The sequence below is a fragment of the Burkholderia sp. 22313 genome (assembly GCF_052045245.1).
Classification (GTDB): Bacteria; Pseudomonadota; Gammaproteobacteria; order Burkholderiales; family Burkholderiaceae; genus Burkholderia.
Window position 1 is genome coordinate 1 of record NZ_JBQEON010000036.1, and the last position, 19,955, is coordinate 19,955.

Here is a 19,955-nt window from a genome sequence, read left to right on the forward strand (position 1 = left end):
AGATCGCCGACGAGGCCGTAGTCGGCCACGCTGAAGATCGGCGCTTCCGGATCCTTGTTGATCGCGACGATCACCTTCGAATCCTTCATGCCGGCCAGATGCTGGATCGCACCCGAGATGCCGACCGCGATGTACAGCTGCGGTGCGACGATCTTGCCGGTCTGGCCAACCTGGTAGTCGTTCGGCACGTAGCCGGCGTCGACTGCGGCGCGCGAGGCGCCCAGTGCTGCCGACAGCTTGTCCGCCAGCGGCTCCAGCACCTTCGTGTAGTTTTCGCTGCTGCCCAGACCGCGGCCGCCCGACACGATGATCTTCGCGCTGGTGAGTTCGGGACGGTCCAGCTTCGTCACTTCACGGCTCACGAACTGCGACTTGCCGGCATCTGCCGCCGCTTCGATCTTGTCGACCGATGCGCTGCCGCCTTCCGCGGCAACCGGATCGAAACCCGTTGCACGCACCGTGATGACCTTGATCGGGTCGCTCGACTGCACCGTCGCGATCGCATTGCCTGCGTAGATCGGGCGTTCGAACGTGTCAGCGCTGACGACCGCCGTGATGTCCGAGATCTGCGCGACGTCCAGCTTCGCGGCGATCCGCGGCGCGATGTTCTTGCCGTACGCGGTGGCCGGCGCGAGGATGTGCGAGTAATCCTTCGCGATGTTCAGCGCGGTCGCCTCGACGTTTTCCGCCAGGCCTTCGGCCAGTTGCGGCGCGTCGGCCAGCAGTACCTTCGAAACACCTGCGATCTTCGCTGCTGCGTCGGCTGCCGCTTGCGCGTTGTGACCCGCGACCAGCACGTGGATGTCACCGCCAACGAATTTGCCAACTTCGGCCGCCGCTGCCACCGTGTTCAGCGTCGCGGCCTTGATCGACGCGTTGCCGTGTTCTGCAATCACCAGAATCGTCATTTCTTTGCGCTCCCTCTTACAGCACCTTGGCTTCGGTCTTCAGCTTCTCGACCAGCGTCTTCACGTCCGGCACCTTCACGCCGGCCGCGCGCTTCGGCGGCTCGACCACCTTCAGCGTCTTCAGACGCGGCGCGACGTCCACGCCCAGCTCTTCCGGCTTCACCGTTTCCAGCGGCTTCTTCTTCGCCTTCATGATGTTCGGCAGCGTCACGTAGCGCGGCTCGTTCAGGCGCAGGTCGGTGGTGACGACCGCCGGCAGCGTCAGCGACAGCGTTTCCGCGCCGCCGTCGACTTCGCGTGCGACCGTTGCCTTGCCGTCGGCGATCGTGACCTTCGATGCGAACGTCGCTTGCGGCAGCCCTGCCAGCGCGGCCAGCATCTGGCCGGTCTGGTTCGAATCGTCGTCGATCGCCTGCTTGCCGAGGATCACCAGCTGCGGCTGCTCCTTGTCGACCAGCGCCTTCAGGATCTTCGCGACGGCCAGCGGCTCGACGCTGTCGTTCGATTCGACGAGGATCGCGCGATCCGCGCCGATCGCCAGCGCCGTGCGCAGCGTTTCCTGCGCTTGCGCCACGCCGACCGACACGGCGATCACTTCGGTCGCCACGCCCGCTTCCTTCAGGCGCACCGCTTCTTCAACAGCGATTTCGTCGAACGGGTTCATCGACATCTTCACGTTCGCGATGTCGACGCCCGTTTGATCCGACTTCACGCGGACCTTCACGTTGTAATCGACCACTCTTTTCACTGGCACCAGGATTTTCATGCACACGCTCCAAAGTTACGAATACGACCAGAGGCCATTCTATAGCGAGGCCTCATGACTGCGCGGCCAAGCGGCCCAATCCATCGCGGCTATCGAGGATAGCGCTCCTCGTCGGCGCGCCGGCAATAGCGAACGGTCGTTCTATTTTAAAAGAGAAAAAACCCGGACGCAAAGCCCGGGGTTTCGATCATCGACTCTAATCGTCAGCCGGGCGCGCCCTGTACCTCGTGTTACCAGGCGGCGATGACCGCGCCGCCGAACTTCTGTTCGATGAACTGCTTCACTTCCGCGGAATGATAGGCCGCGACCAGCTTCGCGACCCACGGCTTGCTCCGGTCGGCCTCGCGAATCGCGAGAATGTTCGCGTACGGGCCGTTCGGGCCCTCGATAGCGATCGCGTCCTGTTTCGGTTTCAACCCCGCTTCCATCGCGTAGTTGGTGTTGATCGCCGCCGCATCGACGTCGCCAAGCGAGCGGGGAATCTGCGCCGCATCGAGTTCGACGATCTTCAGCTTGCGCGGATTGTCGACGATGTCGAGCGGCGTCGCCTTCAGTCCGGCGTCCGCGCGCAGCTTCAGCAGCCCCTGCTTCTGCAGTAACAGCAGCGCACGGCCGCCGTTGGTCGGATCGTTCGGCACCGCGATGCGCGCGCCGGCCTTCAGCTCGGCCAGCGACTTCACCCGCTTCGAATAGATGCCCATCGGGAACGTGACGGTATCCGCGACCTTGATCAGCTTGTAGCCGCGATCTTTCACCTGCGCCTGCAGATACGGATCGTGCTGGTAGCTGTTCGCGTCGAGATCGCCCGACGCGAGCGCCGCGTTCGGCTGCACGTAGTCGGAGAATTCGACGACGCGGATGTCGAGGCCGCTCTTGGCCGCGACCTTCTTCACCACGTCCATGATCTGCGCGTGCGGGCCGCCCGTCACGCCGACCTTGATGGTTTCGGCCTGCGCGTGCGCGCTCGCGAACAGCGCGGCCGCGCCGAGTGCGGCCGCGAACTTCAGCATGAAGCGTCGTTGCATCGTCTCCCCCAACGGATGAATCTGGTTTTACTTGTGGCTCAGCCGGCGCACGAGCCAGTCGCCGAACGATTGCGCGATCTGCACGAACACGATCAGGATCGCGACGACCGTCCACATCACTTCCGGCAGATAGCGCTGGTAGCCATAGCGGATCCCCAGATCGCCAAGCCCGCCGCCGCCGATCGCACCGGCCATCGCAGAATAACCGACGAGCGACACGAACGTGATCGTCAAGCCCGCGACGATGCCCGGCAGCGATTCGGGCAGCAGCACCTTGAACACGATCTGCGACGTCGTCGCGCCCATCGACTGCGCGGCCTCGATCAGCCCGCGATCGACCTCGCGCAGCGCGGTCTCGACCAGTCGCGCGACGAACGGCGCGGCCGCGAGCGTCAGCGGCACGATCGCCGCGGCCGTGCCGATCGACGAGCCCGTGACGAGCCGCGTGAACGGAATGACCGCGACCAGCAGGATGATGAACGGCGTCGAGCGCACCGCGTTCACGATGCCGCCGAGCACGCGATTCACGCCGAGGTTCTGCAGCACGCCCTGGCGGTCGGTCAGGTACAGCAGCACGCCGAGCGGCAGCCCGACGAGCGCGCCGACCGCTCCCGAGATGCCGACCATGATCAGCGTCTCCCAGAACGACTGCACGAACATATCGAACATCTCACTCAACATACGAAAGCTCCTCTACCACCACACCTTGCTCGCGCAGGAACGCGAGCGCCTGCCCGACCTTGCCCGGTTCGCCGCCCGCGAGCACGGCGAGCGACCCGAACGCCTGCCCCTGGATCTCGTCGATCTGGCCGTGCAGGATGTTGAAATCGAGTTCGTACCGGCGGATCGTCTCCGACAGGATCGGCTGATCGACGCCGGAGCCGGTGAACGCAAGCCGCAGCAAATGCCCGCTGCCCGTCTTCAACCGCTCGGCCACGCGTGCCTTCATCGCCGGCGGCAGTTCCTGCGCGATCACGTCGCCGATCAGCGCGCGCGTCACTTCGTGATGCGGCTGCAGGAATACGTCGATCACACGGCCTTCCTCGACCACGCGGCCCGCGTCGAGCACCGCCACGCGATCGCACACCTGCTTGATCACTTCCATCTGGTGCGTGATCAGCACGATCGTCAGGCCGAGCTCGCGGTTGATGCGCTTCAGCAGGTCGAGAATCGAGCGCGTGGTCTCGGGGTCGAGCGCCGACGTCGCCTCGTCCGACAGCAGCACCTTCGGCTTGCTCGCGAGCGCACGGGCGATGCCGACGCGCTGCTTCTGGCCGCCGCTGATCTGCGCCGGATAGCGATCCTTCTGCGCGGACAGCCCGACGAGGTCGAGCAGCGGCAGCACGGCCGCCTCGATGTCGGCACGGCTCGCGCCGGCGAGCTCGAGCGGCAGCGCGACGTTGTCGAACACCGTGCGCGACGACAGCAGGTTGAAGTGCTGGAAGATCATGCCGATTTCGCGGCGCGCTTCGCGCAGCGCACCGGCCGGCAACAGCGTGAGATCGCGCCCGCCGACGACGACGTTGCCTTCGGTCGGCCGCGTGAGCAGGTTGATGGTGCGCACGAGCGTGCTCTTGCCGGCGCCGCTTCGGCCGATGATGCCGAACACCTCGCCCTGCGGGATCGTCAGGTTGACGTTGTGCAATGCGTCGACCCAGCCGGACGGCCCGGGGAAACGCTGCGACAGATTGCGTAATTCGATCATGTAAACAAAACGGCGGCCGACAGGCGGTCGGCCGCCGATGCATCTGGAATAACCGGCGATTTTACCGCAAACGCCTCATTCCCCTTAATAATCGATTTCGATCTTTTCATAACCAGACGAAATTAGAGGCGCGCCGCTGGGCCGCTGCGGGAATGCCGCGACTATGATCGCGATCACGACGCCAACGAACAGGGGACCCGCCAGATGACCGCCACCACTACGCCGGCCGCCGCGCCCGCCGCCACCGCACCGGGCCCGACGTCGCCGCCCGCGCCCCGCATGGGCCGGCTGCGCACCGGGGACGGGCTCGAACTGGCGTCGTACCGCTGGCCGGTCGGCGACGGCACGGCGCCGCCGCGCGCGACGATCGCGCTCGTGCATGGCCTCGCCGAGCATGCAGGCCGCTACGCGGCGCTCGCTGCCCGACTGAACGCGGCCGGCATCGACGTGCTGGCGATCGATCTGCGCGGGCACGGCCAGTCGCCCGGCAAACGCGCGTGGGTCGAGCGTTTCGACGGATACCTGAACGATGCCGATGCGCTCGTGGCCGAGGCCGCCCGCGGCAATTCGCCGCTCTTCCTGATGGGACACAGCATGGGCGGCGCCATCGCGGCGCTGTATGCGATCGAACGCGCGCCGGCCCGCGGCCATGCGCTGACGGGCCTCGTGCTGTCGAGCCCCGCGCTTGCACCGGGACGCGACGTGCCGCGCTGGATGCTCGCGATGAGCCGCTTCATCAGCCGCGTGTGGCCGAGCTTTCCCGCGATCAGGATCGATGCGGCGCTGCTGTCGCGCGATCCGGCCGTCGTCGCGGCCAATCGTGCCGATCCGCTCGTGCACCACGGCGCGGTGCCGGCGCGCACCGGGGCCGAAATCCTCGACGCGATGGGGCGCATCGAATGCGGTCGCGGCACGCTGCGCGTGCCGGTGCTCGTCTATCACGGCACCGAAGACAAGCTGACCGAGCCCGACGGCAGCCGCGCGTTCGGCACCCGCGTCGGCTCGCCCGATCGCACGCTGACGCTATACGAAGGCGGGTTCCACGAAACGATGAACGATCTCGAGCGCGACCGCGTGATCGATGCGCTGATCGCATGGATTCACGCGCGCGTGCCGGCGCGCTGAACGCGCGCCGCCCCGCTGCCGGTCAGATGCCGGCCAGCACGCGCAAGTGCGCGACGACGCTGCGCCCGAGTGCGGACAGGTTGTAGCCGCCCTCGAGACAGCTCACGATGCGGCCCTGTGCATGCCGCCGCGCGACGTCGACGACCTGCGCCGTCAGCCATTCGAAATCGGCCTCGACGAGACCGAGGTTGCCGATGTCGTCCTCGCGATGTGCGTCGAAACCGGCCGACACGAACAGCATTTGCGGCTTGAACGCGTCGAGACGCGGCAGCCAGAACATGTCGACCGCTTCGCGGATCGCCATCCCGTTGCTGCGCGCGGGCATCGGCAGGTTGACCATGTTCGGCGCCTGGTGATCGACGCCCGAGAACGGGTACAACGGATGCTGGAAGAAGCTGCACATCAGCACGCGCTCGTCGTTCGCGAACGCGGCTTCGGTGCCGTTGCCGTGATGCACGTCGAAATCGATGATCGCGACGCGCTCGATCCCATGGACGTCGAGCGCATGGCGCGCCGCGATTGCAACGTTGTTGAAGAAGCAGAAGCCCATCGCACGCGCGGGTTCCGCATGATGGCCGGGCGGCCGGACGCTGCAGAACGCATTCGCGTAGCGGCCTTCGATCACCGCGTCGGTCGCCGCGATCGCGGCGCCGGCCGCACGCAGCGCAGCGCGCCAGGTGTCTCGGTTCATCAGCGTATCGGGATCGATCTCGACGTAGCCGTCGACGGGCGTCATGCTGCGGATGTAGTCGATATGTGCCTGCGTATGCACGCGGCCCAGTGCGACCTCGCTCGCGAACGGCGCGGATTCGTGCACGATCAGGTCGTCGATGCGGCTCGCGATCAGCTGATCCTGGATCGCCGACAGTCGGGCCGGGCATTCCGGATGCCATTCCCCCATCTCGTGCAGCATGCAGTCGGGGTGCGTATAGAAGGCGGTTGCCATAAGCTGTCATCCGCGGCGCGAGGTGCGCCGCAGGTCTCCATCAATGATGTCCATCGTCTGCCGCGAATTCGCCGCTAACTTACCACAACGGTGCGCTGCTTCGCCCCGGCGCGCCGGATGCGCGGGTATACTGCGCCGAACCCCATCGCCCTGTCCGCCCGCTTCGACATGAATTCCAGCAAGCCTGCCGCCCTTCTCTCCAGTCTGTTCCACGTTCGCGTTCCGCTCGTTGCCGCCGCCGTCGCCGCTACGCTGGCCGCCGCACCCGCCGTCGCGCAGACGCAGCCTGCGAAGTCCTCCGGCACGCTCGTCGCTCAGGCGCAACCGCAGCAGCCGGCGCCGCAAGGCCAGACCTTCGAAGAGGAAATCGTTCCGCAGCGTTACGCGAACAACCCGAAGGTCGATGCGTTCATCGACGAAGTGGCGAGCCGCGACGGTTTCGATTCCGCGAGCCTGCATGCGCTGTTCTCGCGCATCAGCTACTCGGCCACCGCCGTCAAGCTCGTGAAGCCCGCGCCGACGCCTTCGGTGAAGAACTGGCGCGTCTATCGTTCGCGCTTCATCGAGCCGATCCGCATCAACGCGGGCGTGAAATTCTGGAAGGCGAACCAGGCGACGCTACAGCGTGCGTCCGCGGAATTCGGCGTGCCGCCCGAAGTGATCGTCGGCATCATCGGCGTCGAAACGATCTATGGGCGCTACATGGGCAACTTCCGCGTGCTCGACGCGCTGACGACGCTCACGTTCGACTATCCGGACACGCCGAATCGCGACAGCCGCCAGGCGACCTTCCGCAAGAACCTCGAGGATTTCCTGGTCTGGGCCCGCGACAACCAGTTGGACCCGACCACCGTGCTCGGCTCGTACACGGGCGCGATCGGCATCCCGCAGTTCCTGCCGAGCAGCATCCGCGAGTACGCGGTCGATTATGACGGCGCAGGTCACGTCGATCTGCGCAGCAGTCCTGCCGATGCGATCGGCAGCGTCGCGAACTACCTGAAGCAGCACGGCTGGGAAACCGACCGCCCGGTGGTCTGGCGCATCACGCCCGACACGGGCAGCCTCGGCATCGCGCAGGCCGCCGCCGACGGCCAGCCCGAGCCGCACTGGGCGCTGTCGCAACTGCTGCGCGCGGGCATGACGCTCAACGAGCCGATGGTCAACATCACCACCGAGGCCGGCACGCCGGTCACCGTGGTCGACCTGCCGTCGCCGGGGCGCGCGACCGAATACATGCTCGGCCTGAAGAATTTCTACGTGCTGACGCGCTACAACCGCAGTTTCTTCTATGCACTCACCGTGTACCAGCTCGGCGAAGCCGTGAAGGCGCAGATGGAAGCGAGCGGCGCACTGCCGCTGCCGCCCGTGGACACGCAGGCGCAGTAAGCGCGGGTCCGCCAAACAATAAGCGCCGCTTGTGCGGCGCTTTTTTTCGCTTGATCCCGCGCGGGCCGACCGGACTCAGGCAGGAAACACGCCGGTCGACAAATAGCGATCGCCGCGATCGCAGACGATGAACACGATCGTCGCGTTCTCGACCTGGCGCGCGATGCGCATCGCGACTTCGCATGCGCCGCCCGACGAGATGCCGGCGAAAATGCCTTCGACGGCCGCGAGCCGGCGCGCCATCGTTTCCGCCGCGGCCTGGCCCACGTTCTCGACGCGATCGATGCGGCTGCGATCGAAGATCGTCGGCATATAAGCCTCCGGCCACTTGCGAATGCCCGGAATGCGCGACCCGTCTTCCGGCTGCGCGCCGACGATCTCGATCGCCGGATTCTGTTCCTTCAGATAGCGCGACGTGCCCATGATCGTGCCCGTCGTGCCCATTGCCGACACGAAGTGCGTGATGCGCCCTTCGGTGTCGCGCCAGATCTCCGGGCCGGTGGTTTCGTAGTGCGCGACCGGATTGTCGGGGTTGCCGAATTGATCGAGGATCACGCCCTTGCCTTCGCGCTGCATCTGCTCCGCGAGGTCGCGCGCCAGTTCCATCCCGCCCTTCACCGGCGTCAGGATGATTTCAGCGCCGTAAGCGGCCATGCTCTGCCGACGCTCGACCGACAAGTCCTCCGGCATGATCAGCACCATCTTGTAGCCGCGGATCGCCGCCGCCATGGCGAGCGCAATGCCCGTGTTGCCGCTCGTCGCCTCGATCAGCGTATCGCCCGGCTTGATGCGACCGCGCGCCTCGGCCTTGCTGATCATCGACAGCGCCGGGCGATCCTTCACGGAACCGGCCGGATTGTTGCCTTCCAGCTTCGCGAGCACCACGTTGTTGCGTGCGCGAATCTCGTCGTCCGGCAGGCGGACCAGTTGCACGAGCGGTGTGTTGCCGATCGTGTCTTCGATAGTTTTGTAAGCCATGGGGATACCGTGAGTGCGAGGCCGATCAATCGATTGATTGTAAACCACCGCAGGGGCCCGCGCCGGCAACCCCATTACGACGATGGAATAGGCATGCCGCACAATTCACGATGGTGCGCGTGCAGCATGCACGCAAAAAACCCGCGGCATGCCGCGGGAAGCCGTCGCAATGACGGCGACTGAAGGAGCCTTGTGTCGTGCGGGCGTTACTTCTGCGCCGTGCGGGCAGGTGCCGCGGCGGGTTTCGCCGCAGCGGGCTTGCCGGCGGCGGGCGCCGCCGCACCCGAACCGGCCGCACCGATCGTCAACCCCTCCTGCTGAAGGCGCTCGACCGTATGGCCACCCATGCCCTTCACGCGCGACGCGAGATCGTCCGCACTCCTGAACGGACCGCGTGCGCCGCGCTCGTCGAGAATCGCCTTTGCCCGCGCCGGGCCGATGCCCTTGATGCCGACGAGCGCATCCTCGTTCGCGGTGTTGACGTCGACGGCCGCCCAGGCCGACGCGATCGCGCCGAACATCGCGGCGGCGGCAAACCATTTCCTGATCATGTGCTGGATCTCCGATGAAAACGGCCGGCGGCTGCCGACCGTGAGACCCAGTCTAGCGATGCGACGCCTGCGTTTAAACCTGGCCGGACAGCCAACGAACGTAACGGTCGACACCTTCCTGCACCGTCAGGAACGGGGCATCGTAGCCAGCCGCACGGAGTTTCGTCTGGTCGGCCTGCGTGAAGCACTGGTACTTGCCGCGCAGCGCGTCCGGGAACGGCACGTATTCGATCAACCCTTGCTCGACCTGCTGCGCGAGCGTCAGCGGCGGCTGGTTGTCGAGCGCGCGCAGCGTGTTGACGACCGTCGACGCGATGTCGTTGAACGGCTGCGCACGGCCGGTGCCCAGGTTGAAGATGCCCGACTTCTCCGGATGATCGAAGAAGAACAGGTTCACCTTCGCGACATCCTCGACCGACACGAAATCGCGCGTCTGCTCGCCTGGCGCATAACCGTTGTACTCGCCGAACAGCTTGACCTTGCCTTCCGCGCGGAACTGGTTGAAGTTGTGGAACGCGACCGACGCCATGCGCCCCTTGTGCGTCTCGCGCTGGCCGTACACGTTGAAGTAGCGGAACCCGGCGATCTGGCTCTTCGCGCTCGGCAGCACGCGGCGGATCACCTGGTCGAACAGGAACTTCGAATAGCCGTAGACGTTCAGCGGCGCCTCGACCTCACGCTCCTCGACGAAACGCGTCGAGCCGCCGTAGATCGCTGCCGACGACGCGTACAGGAACTGCGCGCCCTGCGCGAGGCACGCATCGAGCACCGCGCGGCTGTAGCGGAAGTTGTTGTCCATCATGTAGCGGCCGTCGGTTTCCATCGTGTCCGAACAGGCGCCTTCGTGGAACACCGCACGCACCTTGCCGAAATCGCCGCGCGCGAAGCGCTCGACGAATTCTGTCTTGTCGAGATAGTCGTCGATCTCGCAATCGACGAGATTCCGGAACTTGTCCGCGCGCGTCAGATTGTCGACCGCGATGATGCGCGATTCGCCACGCTCGTTGAGCGCCTTGACGATGTTCGCGCCGATAAAACCGGCTGCGCCGGTGACGATGAGGGTCATGGTCGTCCTGCCTGAAAAATGGGAGGCATGCGTGCGGCGCACGCGCCGCACGCTACGCTCAGTGAAACAGTTCGTCGTAGTCGACGGTCGCCGTGCCAAGCTTGCCGACCACGATCCCCGCGGCGCGATTCGCAAGCACGACGGCATCGACGAGCGGCACGCCCGCGCCGAGCATCGTCGCGACGGTCGCGATCACGGTATCGCCCGCGCCCGACACGTCGTACACCTCGCGCGCGAGCGCCGGCGCGTGCAGTTCGCCCGAGGCGGAAAAGAGCGTCATCCCCTCTTCCGAACGCGTGAGCAACAGCGCATCGAGATCGAGCTCCGCGCGCAGCTTCGCGACGCGTGCACGCAGGTCGTCTTCCGAGTGCCACTGACCGACGACTTCGCGCAACTCGGCACGATTCGGCGTGATCAGCGATGCGCCGCGATAGCGCGCCCAGTCGCCGCCCTTCGGATCGACGAGCACCGCCTTGCCGGCCGCGCGCGCCTTCTCGATCATCGTCGTCACGTGTGTCAGGCCGCCTTTCGCGTAATCCGACATCAGCACGACGTCGTGCTGCGGCAGCAGCGCATCGAAACGCGCAAGCCCGGCGAGCAGCACTTCGTGGGTCGGCGTCGCCTCGAAGTCGACGCGCAGCAACTGCTGCTGGCGCGCGAGCACGCGCAGCTTGATGGTCGTCGGCAGCGCCGCATCGCGCTCGAGATGGGGTGTCACGCCGCTGCTGCCGAGCAGCTCGACGATCCGCTCGCCGGGTTCGTCGCAGCCGACCACGCACAGCAGCCCGGCCTGACCGCCGAGCGTCACGGCGTTGCGCGCGACGTTGGCCGCGCCGCCGAGCCGCTCTTCCTGACGCTGAACGTGCACGACGGGCACCGGCGCTTCCGGCGAGATACGGTCGACGTTGCCGAACCAGTAGCGGTCGAGCATCACGTCACCGACGACGAGCACGCGGGCGCGCGCGAGCTGCGCGCGCGGTACCGGCACCACTTCGCGAAGGGCAGTCATCGTGCGCTCATCCTCGGGAAAGAGACTGGGGATCGACACGCGGGCGTCCGATCGCATGGTAGTCGATGCCGAGTTCGGCCATCGCGTCCGGCTCGTACAGGTTGCGCCCGTCGAAGATCACCGGCGCCTTCAGCTCCGCCTTCAGGCGCGTGAAATCCGGGCTTCGGAATTCCTTCCACTCGGTGACGATCACGAGCGCATCCGCGGCGCTCACGGCCGCGTCCTGGGTATCGACGAAGTGCAGGCGCGCGAGCGCGTCGGCATCTTCGCCGAGATCGAGTGCGAACACGCGGCGCGCCTCGTCGATCGCAACCGGGTCATAGGCGCGCACGGTAGCACCGCGCCCGAGCAGCGCGGCGATCAGCCGACGGCTCGGCGCCTCGCGCATGTCATCCGTATTCGGCTTGAACGCAAGGCCCCAGACCGCGAATTCGCGACCAGTCAGGTCCGAGCCGAAGCGCTGCTCGATCTTGCCGATCAAGACATCCTTCTGCGCGGAGTTGGCCGCTTCGACGGCCTCCAGGATCCGCAGCGGCTGGCCGTTCTCGCCCGCGGTGCGGATCAGCGCCTGCACGTCCTTCGGGAAGCACGAGCCACCGTAACCGACGCCCGCGTACAGGAAGTGATAACCGATGCGCGGATCGGAGCCGATCCCGCGGCGTACCGCCTCGATGTCGGCGCCGACCTTGTCCGCAAGGTTCGACATCTCGTTCATGAACGAGATACGCGTCGCGAGCATCGCGTTCGCCGCGTATTTCGCGAATTCCGCCGAACGCACGTCCATGTAGATCGTACGCTCGTGATTGCGGTTGAACGGCGCGTAAAGCTTCTTTATCTTCTCGCGCGCCACCGTGCCCGTCTCGTCGTCGTCGACGCCGATGATGATCCGGTCCGGGCGCATGAAGTCCTCGACGGCCGCCCCCTCCTTCAGGAATTCCGGATTCGATACGACCGAGAAGCGATGCGCGACGCTGCCGCCGAGCCCGCGGGCGGCAAGCGCCTCGTCGACCACGCCGCGCACGCGCTGCGCGGTGCCGACCGGCACCGTCGACTTGTCGACGATCACCTTGAAACCCGTCATGTGACGGCCGATGTTGCGCGCGGCCTCGAGCACGTATTGCAGGTCGGCCGACCCGTCCTCGTCGGGCGGCGTGCCGACCGCGATGAACTGGATCTCGCCGTGCGCGACGCTGGCCTCGATGTCGGTCGAGAAGCGCAGGCGCCCGGCCGCGCGGTTGCGCGCGATGATGTCCAGCAGACCCGGTTCGTGAATCGGCATCCCGCCGTTGTTCAGGATGTCGATCTTGCGCGGATCGACATCCAGACAAAAGACGTCGTGGCCGATCTCGGCGAGACAGGAACCCGTGACAAGACCGACATAGCCGGTGCCGATGATCGTGATTTTCATAGATGTTCCGGTACGTCCCGGTAATTGACTAACTTGGCCGCCGGGCCAGACCCGGCGGCAACCGCGGCGCGTCGGCGCTGCCCGCCGGGATCAGCCCGGCATCGCAGGTTCGACGCGGCGCGGCGCATAGGTTTCCCAACCGCTGCATCCGGGGCACTGCCAGTAGAAGAGCCGTGCCCGGAAACCGCAATTCTGGCACGTATAGCGTGGCAGATTCTTGGTGCGCTGCTTGATCAGCGCGCGCATCATTTCAAGCTCCTTACGACGCGGCTCGTCGGCAGCCGCGATCTGCGCGTCGAGCAGATGCAGCATGCCCGACAGGTTCGGCGACTTCTCCATCTGCGTACGCGCGAGCGTATGCGCCGCTTCCTGGCCGCGCATCCCGGCGATGTGCTGATATGCGATATCGAGCAGGTCGTTCGACGGATAGCGCTCGACGTAATCCATCAGCAGCTCGGCGCCCTCGACCGGTTTGTCGAGCGCGACATGGGCCTTCATCAGCTTGTCGGCGACGAGCGGCAGATACGCCGGGTTTTGCGCTTCGACACGCTTCCAGTGCTCGATCGCGGCCGCGGAATCGCCCGCCGCCGCCGCCGCATCGCCGGACAGGATCGTCGCACGGACATTCTGCGGGTTTTCGGCAAGCGCAAGCTTCAACTGTTCGGCTGCAGCCGCCGCGTCCTTGCGCTGCAGCGCGTCCTGCGCGAGCTCGCAATGGAACTGCGCGATTTCGGTGCCAAGCGGCTTGTCGCTCATCGACTCGATGCGCTTCGCGGTATCGATCGACTTGTTCCAGTCCTTCTCGATCTCGTAGATCGTCAGCAACGCCCGCTGCGCGCCCAGCGCGTAGTCGCCGTCGGCGAGCCGGTGGAACGCCTCCTCGGCACGATCGAGCAGGCCGGCCTTCAGGAAGTCCTGGCCGAGCTCGTACAGCGCATGGTCGCGCTCGTTGACCGGCAGGTCCGTGCGGCTCAGCAGGTTCTGGTGCACGCGAATCGCACGGTCCGTTTCACCGCGGCGGCGAAACAGGTTGCCGAGCGCGAAGTGCAGCTCGACCGTCTCGGGGTCGAGCTTCGCAACCTCGATGAACGCGTCGATTGCCTTGTCCGGTTGTTCGTTCAACAGAAAATTCAGGCCGCGGAAATACGATCGCGGCAGGTTGGCGCTCTCCGACAGGAGATTCTTCAGGTCATAGCGTGACGCCGCCCAGCCGAGCGCAAACGCCACCGGAATCGCGAGCAACCACCAGAAATCCAGATCCATGCGAAATATCGAAGCAGAGACGAAAACCGCGCGAGGGTCGCGCGGCGTCCGTGTTAAATGACGGGCGGCATCGGCGGCTGATCGACGACGGCCGGGGTTTCGCGCGCCGCGCGCAGATCGCGCTTCAGGCGCCCGTTCTCGAGACGCAGGCGGAAGATCGCCGGCAGTGCGGACAACAGACCGGCCAGCAGGCCCACGACGAAGAACGCGAGGCCGATCAGGATCAGCGGCGCTTGCCAAGCATAGCCGGCCAGGAAATTCAGCGTCGCGGTTTGCGTATTGGCCAGCGCGAGCACCAGCAGCAGCACGAACACCAATACCCGGATCAGCCAGACGATAAACTTCATGTAGCCCTCTCTTTGTTGAGGTTTGCCGTAGCGCGCGACTCCCCTTCGCGGCGCCGAATCGACCCGTATTGTAAAGGAAGCGTTTCCGCGTCACCGCACATCCTGCGGGTACGCATGGCCACACGGCCGCTGGAAATGAAAAAAGCGCCCGCAAGGGGCGCTTTTCTTTTCAGCCTTCGCCGGACAGGTTCCGGGCAAACCGAATGACGCTCAACGCTCGTCATCCGGATCGTCAGCCTTCAGCGGTTCACCCGCGCGGCCGTCGACGCGTTCACGCAATTCCTTGCCAGGCTTGAAGTGCGGCACGAACTTCTCGGGCACCTGCACTTTCTCCCCCGACTTCGGGTTGCGTCCGACGCGCGCCGGGCGACGGTTGAGGCCAAAGCTGCCGAAACCCCGAATTTCAATGCGATGCCCTTTGGCCAGGGCGTCGGACATCGCATCGAGCATCGTTTTCACCGCGAAATCCGCATCCTTGAGGACAAGTTGCGGAAATCGCAGTGCCAGCTGCGCGACCAACTCGGATTTGGTCATACTTCAGCAGACCTCGTAAGGCTTACTGGTTCTGGCCGTCGAGCTTCGCCTTCAGCAGCGCGCCGAGGTTGGTCGTACCGGTCGCAGCAGCGCTGGTGTCGGACTGCAGGCCGCGGATCGCTTCCTGTTGTTCAGCCGAATCCTTCGCCTTGATCGACAGGTTGATGCCGCGCGACTTGCGATCGATGTTGATCACCATCGCGTTGACCTTGTCGCCTTCCTTCAGCACGTTGCGCGCATCTTCGACGCGATCCTGTGCGATTTCCGATGCGCGCAGGTAGCCTTCGATGTCGCCCGTCAGCGTGATGACCGCGCCCTTTGCATCGACCGACTTCACGACGCCGTCGACGATCGAGCCCTTGTCGTTCATTGCAACGTAGTTGCTGAACGGGTCGCCTTCGAGCTGCTTGATGCCGAGCGAAATACGCTCCTTCTCGACGTCGATACCGAGCACGATTGCTTCGACTTCGTCGCCCTTCTTGTACTTGCGAACAGCTTCTTCGCCGGTTTCGCTCCACGACAGGTCCGACAGGTGGACCAGGCCGTCGATGCCGCCCGGCAGACCGATGAACACGCCGAAGTCGGTGATCGACTTGATTGCGCCCGTGATCTTGTCGCCCTTCTTGAAGTTGCGGCTGAAGTCATCCCACGGATTCGGCTTGCACTGCTTCATGCCGAGGCTGATACGACGGCGGTCTTCGTCGATCTCGAGGACCATGACTTCGACTTCGTCGCCCAGCTGGACAACCTTCGACGGCGCAACGTTCTTGTTGGTCCAGTCCATTTCCGACACGTGGACCAGGCCTTCGATGCCCGATTCCACTTCGACGAATGCGCCGTAGTCGGTGATGTTCGTGACCTTGCCGAACAGACGCGTGCCCGACGGGTAACGGCGCGAGATGCCTTCCCACGGATCGTCGCCCAGTTGCTTGATGCCCAGCGAGACGCGGTTCTTCTCCTGGTCGAACTTGAGGATCTTCGCGGTGACTTCCTGGCCAACCGACAGGACTTCGCTCGGGTGACGCACGCGACGCCATGCGATGTCGGTGATGTGCAGCAGGCCGTCGATGCCGCCGAGGTCCACGAACGCGCCGTAGTCGGTGATGTTCTTGACCACGCCGTTGACGATCGCGCCTTCCTTCAGCGTCTCGAGCAGCTTTGCGCGCTCTTCGCCCTGGGTCGCTTCGATCACTGCACGACGCGACAGCACGACGTTGTTACGCTTGCGATCGAGCTTGATCACGCGGAATTCGAGCGTCTTGCCTTCGTACGGGGTCGTGTCCTTGACCGGACGGGTGTCGACCAGCGAACCCGGCAGGAACGCGCGGATGCCGTTGACCATCACGGTCATGCCGCCCTTCACCTTGCCGGTGATCGTGCCGGTGACGAGTTCGTTGTTGTCGAGGGCCTTTTCCAGCGACAGCCACGATGCAAGGCGCTTCGCCTTGTCGCGCGACAGGATCGTGTCGCCGTAGCCGTTTTCGAGTGCGTCGATCGCGACGGACACGAAATCGCCCGACTGCACCTCAACCTCGCCCTGATCGTTCAGGAATTCCTCGATCGGAATGTAAGCCTCGGACTTCAGGCCTGCATTGACGACCACGAAGTTGTGGTCGACGCGCACGACTTCGGCGGAAATCACTTCGCCGGCGCGCATGTCTTGACGGGTCAGCGACTCTTCGAACAGAGCCGCAAAGGATTCGGTATTCGGGGTGGAGGTTTGCAGGTCGGACATAAAAATCTGATTGTGCATGGATCGCTGTGCCACGCCGGCCGGAATGGCAGGCTGAAAGGGCCAGATCGAGGTCCACACGGGGTTAAGGGTTTGAAACACGCTTCGCACACACTTGCGCGCGAAGCACCTACTGCTGCCCGCCTTCTCAGGCGGGCTGGCCGAGCGCCCGGTACCACTGCAGCACCTGGTCGACGGCTTCGTCGACCGAAAGCGCCGACGTATCGAGCAGCTCGGCATCTGCCGCAGGCTTCAGCGGCGCGGCTGCGCGATTGCTGTCGCGCGCGTCACGTTCACGAAGATCCCGGAGCAAGTCATCTATATTAGCAGAAAAACCTTTTTGCATCAATTGCTTATGCCGTCTGGTCGCGCGTGCCTCGACGCTGGCCGTCAGGAACACCTTCAGCACGGCGTCCGGGAAGATCACGGTGCCCATGTCACGCCCGTCGGCAACGAGGCCCGGCGTCTTGCGGAACGCGCGCTGGCGCGCGACCAGCGCGGCGCGCACCGGCCCGTGCACGGCGATCGCCGACGCGCGGTTGCCGATCGCTTCCGCGCGGATGTCGTTCGACACATCGACGCCGTCGAGCTGTGCGCAGCCTTCGCGGAATGTGATGTGAAGATCGTCGATCAGCTTCACGAGCGCATCGATGTCCTCCGCCGCGATGCCGTAGCGCACGCTCGCGAGCGCCGCTAGACGGTACAGCGCACCGCTGTCCAGCAGGTGGAAGCCAAGGTGCGCGGCGACGAGTGCCGCGACGGTGCCCTTGCCGGAAGCAGTGGGGCCGTCGATCGTGATGACGGGAGTCGGGTGAAAGGGTCGGGTCGATTTCATCGGATACGGTCGGGTCAGGCTTTGGCGAGCGCGGCGAAGCGGTCGAAATAGTCGGGGAACGTCTTGCCGACGCACTTCGGATCGTTGATCCGCACGGGCACGCCGCCCAGGCTGACGAGCGAGAAGCACATCGCCATCCGGTGATCGTCGTACGTATCGATCGCCGCGTTCGGCGTGAGCTGCTGCGGCGGCGTGACGACCAGATAGTCGGGGCCTTCCTCGACGATCGCGCCGACCTTGCGCAGCTCAGTCGCCATCGCGGCGATGCGGTCGGTTTCCTTCACGCGCCAGCTCGCGATGTTGCGCAGCGTGCTCGTGCCGCTCGCGAACAGCGCCGCGACCGCGATGGTCATCGCCGCGTCCGGAATCAGGTTGAAGTCCATGTCGATCGGCTCGAGCCTGCCGTGGTCGTGGCCGATGCCGCGCACCTCGATCCAGTCGTCGCCCATCGATACGTTCGCGCCCATCTGCATCAGCGCGTTCGCGAAGCCGACGTCGCCCTGGATGCTCGCGCGCCCCACGCCCTCGACGCGCAGCGGGCCGCCGCCGAGCGCGCCGGCCGCAAGGAAGTACGACGCCGACGACGCATCGCCCTCGACCATGATCCGGCCCGGCGACTGGTAGCGAACGCCGGCCGGCACGACGAAGCGCTGCCAGCCGTCGCGCTCGACGGTCACGCCGAAGCGCGCCATCAGCTTGATCGTGATGTCGATGTACGGCTTCGAGATCAGCTCGCCGTCGACCTCGACGACGATCCTGCCGTCCTTCGCCTTCACGAGCGGCAGCGTCATCAGCAGCGCCGTGAGGAACTGGCTCGACACGTCGCCGCGCACGCGGATCGGCGCGTCGACCGTGATCGACGCGGGCTTGATCCGCAGCGGCGGGAAGCCTTCGTCCTGTTCGTAGTCGATCTGCGCACCGATCTGTCGGAGGCCGTCGACGAGATCGCCGATCGGGCGCTCGTGCATGCGCGGCACGCCGTGCACGCGATAGTCGCCGCCGTTGACCGCGAGCGCCGCCGTCAGCGGCCGCACCGCGGTGCCCGCGTTGCCGAGGAACAGGTCGGCGGTCTTCGCGGTGAACGCACCGCGCGTGCCGGCGACGACACAGGTGTCGCCATCACGCGCGAGCTTCACGCCGAGCTTGCCGAGCGCATCGAGCATCACGCGCGTGTCGTCGGAATCCAGCAGGTTCGTGATCGTCGTGTCGCCTTCGCTGAGCGCCGCGAGCAGCAGCACGCGGTTCGAGATGCTTTTCGAGCCGGGCAGGCGCACGGTGCCCGATGCGCTGGAATACGGGCCGAGATCGAGATAGTCCATGGGAATCGTCCTGTTATTTCTTGAGCGGTTCGGCAGCGGGCTGCGCGCCACGCTCCTGCCATGCCTTGCGTGCGGCGCGCGAGCGCGTGAAGACGGCTTCGAGCGCCGCGCCGTCGCCGGCGTCGATCGCCTCGCGCAGCCGTGCGAGCACGCGCGTATAGCCGTCGAGCTCGTCGAGCAGCGCCGCGCGATTCGCGACGCACACGTCGCGCCACATTTCCGGGCTCGACGCGGCGATGCGCGTGAAGTCGCGGAAGCCGCCCGCCGCGTACGAGAATTTCAGCTCGGCATCCGCCTCGCCGAGGATCTGCTCGACGAGCGCGAACGACAGCACGTGCGGCAGATGGCTGATCGATGCAAATACGCGGTCGTGCTGCGCCGTGCTCATCGTGCGCACGTCGGCGCCGGTCGCCCGCCACATCGCATCGATCCGCGCAACCGCCTCGGGGGCGTTCTCCGGCAGCGGACACAGCACGACATTGCGGCCGACGTACAGATCCGGCAACGCGGCCTCGACACCGCTCGACTCGCGTCCGGCAATCGGATGCCCCGGCACGAACTGCGCGATCCGCGTACCGAGCGCTTCGCGCGCGGCCGCGACGACGTCGGACTTGGTGCTGCCCGCGTCGGTGACGATCGTCGCTGCGTCGAGCCACGGCGCGATGCGCGCGAGCAATGGGCCCGTTTGCGCGACGGGCGCAGCCAATAGCACGAGATCGGCGCCGGCAAGCGCGTCGCGCAGTTGCGCATCGTCATCGAGCGCCGCCGCGCGATCGATCACGCCGAGCGCCAGCGCGCGCTCGACCGATGCACGCGAACGGCCGACGCCGACGACCTCGCCCGCGCCGCCCGGCGCACGCTCGCGCAGCGCGCGCGCCAGCGATCCGCCGATCAGGCCGACGCCGAAGATGACCAGTTTGTTGAATGCAAAGCCTGACACGACAAGAGCCAAGTGACGCGCACGGAACGACGCCCCGCACACGGAGATCCAGATTCCGGGCTACGGGCCCGCATCCGGCGCGACCTGCACCGGATACCGCCCGAACCCGCCT

Annotated in this window: 20 protein-coding genes; 2 read left to right on the forward strand and 18 right to left on the reverse strand. The window is 65.7% G+C overall.

The features are described 5' to 3' along the window. From ACTJKF_RS25245 to ACTJKF_RS25265, 5 genes are all read right to left on the reverse strand, one after another. Nucleotides 1–908 (reverse strand): electron transfer flavoprotein subunit alpha/FixB family protein (locus tag ACTJKF_RS25245; protein ID WP_440626763.1); only part of this gene is annotated, 908 nt, incomplete at its 3' end. Nucleotides 909–924: 16 nt separating this feature from the next. Then, nucleotides 925–1,674 (reverse strand): electron transfer flavoprotein subunit beta/FixA family protein, encoded by a 750-nt coding sequence (locus tag ACTJKF_RS25250; RefSeq protein WP_440627099.1) that lies wholly within the window; start codon nt 1,672–1,674, stop codon nt 925–927. A 230-nt stretch (nt 1,675–1,904) separates the two neighbouring features. Then, a complete protein-coding gene (locus ACTJKF_RS25255; protein ID WP_440627101.1) occupies nt 1,905–2,699 on the reverse strand; it encodes a MetQ/NlpA family ABC transporter substrate-binding protein in 795 nt (264 codons plus the stop codon). Nucleotides 2,700–2,726: 27 nt separating this feature from the next. Further along, nucleotides 2,727–3,380, reverse strand: coding sequence for a methionine ABC transporter permease (locus tag ACTJKF_RS25260; RefSeq protein ID WP_175690000.1), 654 nt, complete (start codon nt 3,378–3,380; stop codon nt 2,727–2,729). After that, nucleotides 3,370–4,404 carry a methionine ABC transporter ATP-binding protein gene (locus ACTJKF_RS25265; RefSeq protein WP_440627103.1) on the reverse strand — a complete coding sequence of 345 codons (1,035 nt, stop codon included), beginning with the start codon at nt 4,402–4,404 and terminating at the stop codon, nt 3,370–3,372. The genes ACTJKF_RS25260 and ACTJKF_RS25265 overlap by 11 nt, the downstream gene beginning before the upstream one ends. A 204-nt stretch (nt 4,405–4,608) precedes the next feature. Here ACTJKF_RS25265 and ACTJKF_RS25270 point away from each other — a divergent pair, with 204 nt between their 5' ends. Next, on the forward strand, nt 4,609–5,529 hold the full coding sequence (locus tag ACTJKF_RS25270) for a lysophospholipase (protein WP_440627105.1): 921 nt from the start codon (nt 4,609–4,611) through the stop codon (nt 5,527–5,529). A gap of 22 nt (nt 5,530–5,551) precedes the next feature. Here ACTJKF_RS25270 and ACTJKF_RS25275 read toward each other — a convergent pair whose 3' ends face one another. Continuing rightward, a complete protein-coding gene (locus ACTJKF_RS25275) occupies nt 5,552–6,475 on the reverse strand; it encodes a histone deacetylase family protein (protein WP_440627107.1) in 924 nt (307 codons plus the stop codon). Between the two features lie 168 nt (nt 6,476–6,643). Between ACTJKF_RS25275 and mltB the strand changes: the two genes are divergently transcribed. Continuing rightward, nucleotides 6,644–7,861, forward strand: a complete 1,218-nt coding sequence (gene mltB, locus ACTJKF_RS25280) for a lytic murein transglycosylase B (RefSeq protein WP_440627109.1) — start codon at nt 6,644–6,646, stop codon at nt 7,859–7,861. A 75-nt stretch (nt 7,862–7,936) separates the two neighbouring features. On the opposite strand, the gene cysM is transcribed toward mltB, so the two are convergent. From cysM to ACTJKF_RS25340, 12 genes are all read right to left on the reverse strand, one after another. Further along, the gene (gene cysM / locus ACTJKF_RS25285) at nt 7,937–8,839 is read right to left on the reverse strand and encodes a cysteine synthase CysM (protein WP_440627111.1); all 903 of its coding nucleotides are present in this window, start codon (nt 8,837–8,839) and stop codon (nt 7,937–7,939) included. A gap of 206 nt (nt 8,840–9,045) precedes the next feature. Then, nucleotides 9,046–9,390, reverse strand: coding sequence for a ComEA family DNA-binding protein (locus ACTJKF_RS25290; RefSeq protein ID WP_440627113.1), 345 nt, complete (start codon nt 9,388–9,390; stop codon nt 9,046–9,048). Nucleotides 9,391–9,463: 73 nt separating this feature from the next. Continuing rightward, complete coding sequence (rfaD, locus tag ACTJKF_RS25295) at nt 9,464–10,456, reverse strand: ADP-glyceromanno-heptose 6-epimerase (RefSeq protein WP_440627114.1); 993 nt, start codon at nt 10,454–10,456, stop codon at nt 9,464–9,466. A gap of 58 nt (nt 10,457–10,514) precedes the next feature. Continuing rightward, nucleotides 10,515–11,465, reverse strand: a complete 951-nt coding sequence (gene rfaE1, locus ACTJKF_RS25300; protein ID WP_440627116.1) for a D-glycero-beta-D-manno-heptose-7-phosphate kinase — start codon at nt 11,463–11,465, stop codon at nt 10,515–10,517. 7 nt (nt 11,466–11,472) lie between these two features. Next, nucleotides 11,473–12,873: a UDP-glucose dehydrogenase family protein gene (locus tag ACTJKF_RS25305; RefSeq protein ID WP_440627117.1), complete on the reverse strand. Its 1,401-nt coding sequence runs from the start codon at nt 12,871–12,873 to the stop codon at nt 11,473–11,475. 90 nt (nt 12,874–12,963) lie between these two features. Continuing rightward, complete coding sequence (gene lapB / locus ACTJKF_RS25310) at nt 12,964–14,136, reverse strand: lipopolysaccharide assembly protein LapB (RefSeq protein ID WP_440627118.1); 1,173 nt, start codon at nt 14,134–14,136, stop codon at nt 12,964–12,966. A 53-nt stretch (nt 14,137–14,189) separates the two neighbouring features. Next, on the reverse strand, nt 14,190–14,483 hold the full coding sequence (locus ACTJKF_RS25315; protein ID WP_440627119.1) for a lipopolysaccharide assembly protein LapA domain-containing protein: 294 nt from the start codon (nt 14,481–14,483) through the stop codon (nt 14,190–14,192). 210 nt (nt 14,484–14,693) lie between these two features. Beyond that, the gene (locus ACTJKF_RS25320) at nt 14,694–15,017 is read right to left on the reverse strand and encodes an integration host factor subunit beta (RefSeq protein WP_034187427.1); all 324 of its coding nucleotides are present in this window, start codon (nt 15,015–15,017) and stop codon (nt 14,694–14,696) included. A 22-nt stretch (nt 15,018–15,039) separates the two neighbouring features. After that, the gene (rpsA, locus tag ACTJKF_RS25325; RefSeq protein ID WP_440627121.1) at nt 15,040–16,752 is read right to left on the reverse strand and encodes a 30S ribosomal protein S1; all 1,713 of its coding nucleotides are present in this window, start codon (nt 16,750–16,752) and stop codon (nt 15,040–15,042) included. Between the two features lie 145 nt (nt 16,753–16,897). Then, on the reverse strand, nt 16,898–17,584 hold the full coding sequence (gene cmk, locus ACTJKF_RS25330; protein ID WP_440627123.1) for a (d)CMP kinase: 687 nt from the start codon (nt 17,582–17,584) through the stop codon (nt 16,898–16,900). A gap of 14 nt (nt 17,585–17,598) precedes the next feature. Continuing rightward, nucleotides 17,599–18,903: a 3-phosphoshikimate 1-carboxyvinyltransferase gene (aroA, locus tag ACTJKF_RS25335; RefSeq protein ID WP_440627125.1), complete on the reverse strand. Its 1,305-nt coding sequence runs from the start codon at nt 18,901–18,903 to the stop codon at nt 17,599–17,601. 13 nt (nt 18,904–18,916) lie between these two features. After that, nucleotides 18,917–19,843, reverse strand: coding sequence for a prephenate dehydrogenase/arogenate dehydrogenase family protein (locus ACTJKF_RS25340; protein WP_440627127.1), 927 nt, complete (start codon nt 19,841–19,843; stop codon nt 18,917–18,919). Between the last annotated feature and the right edge of the window lie 112 nt (nt 19,844–19,955).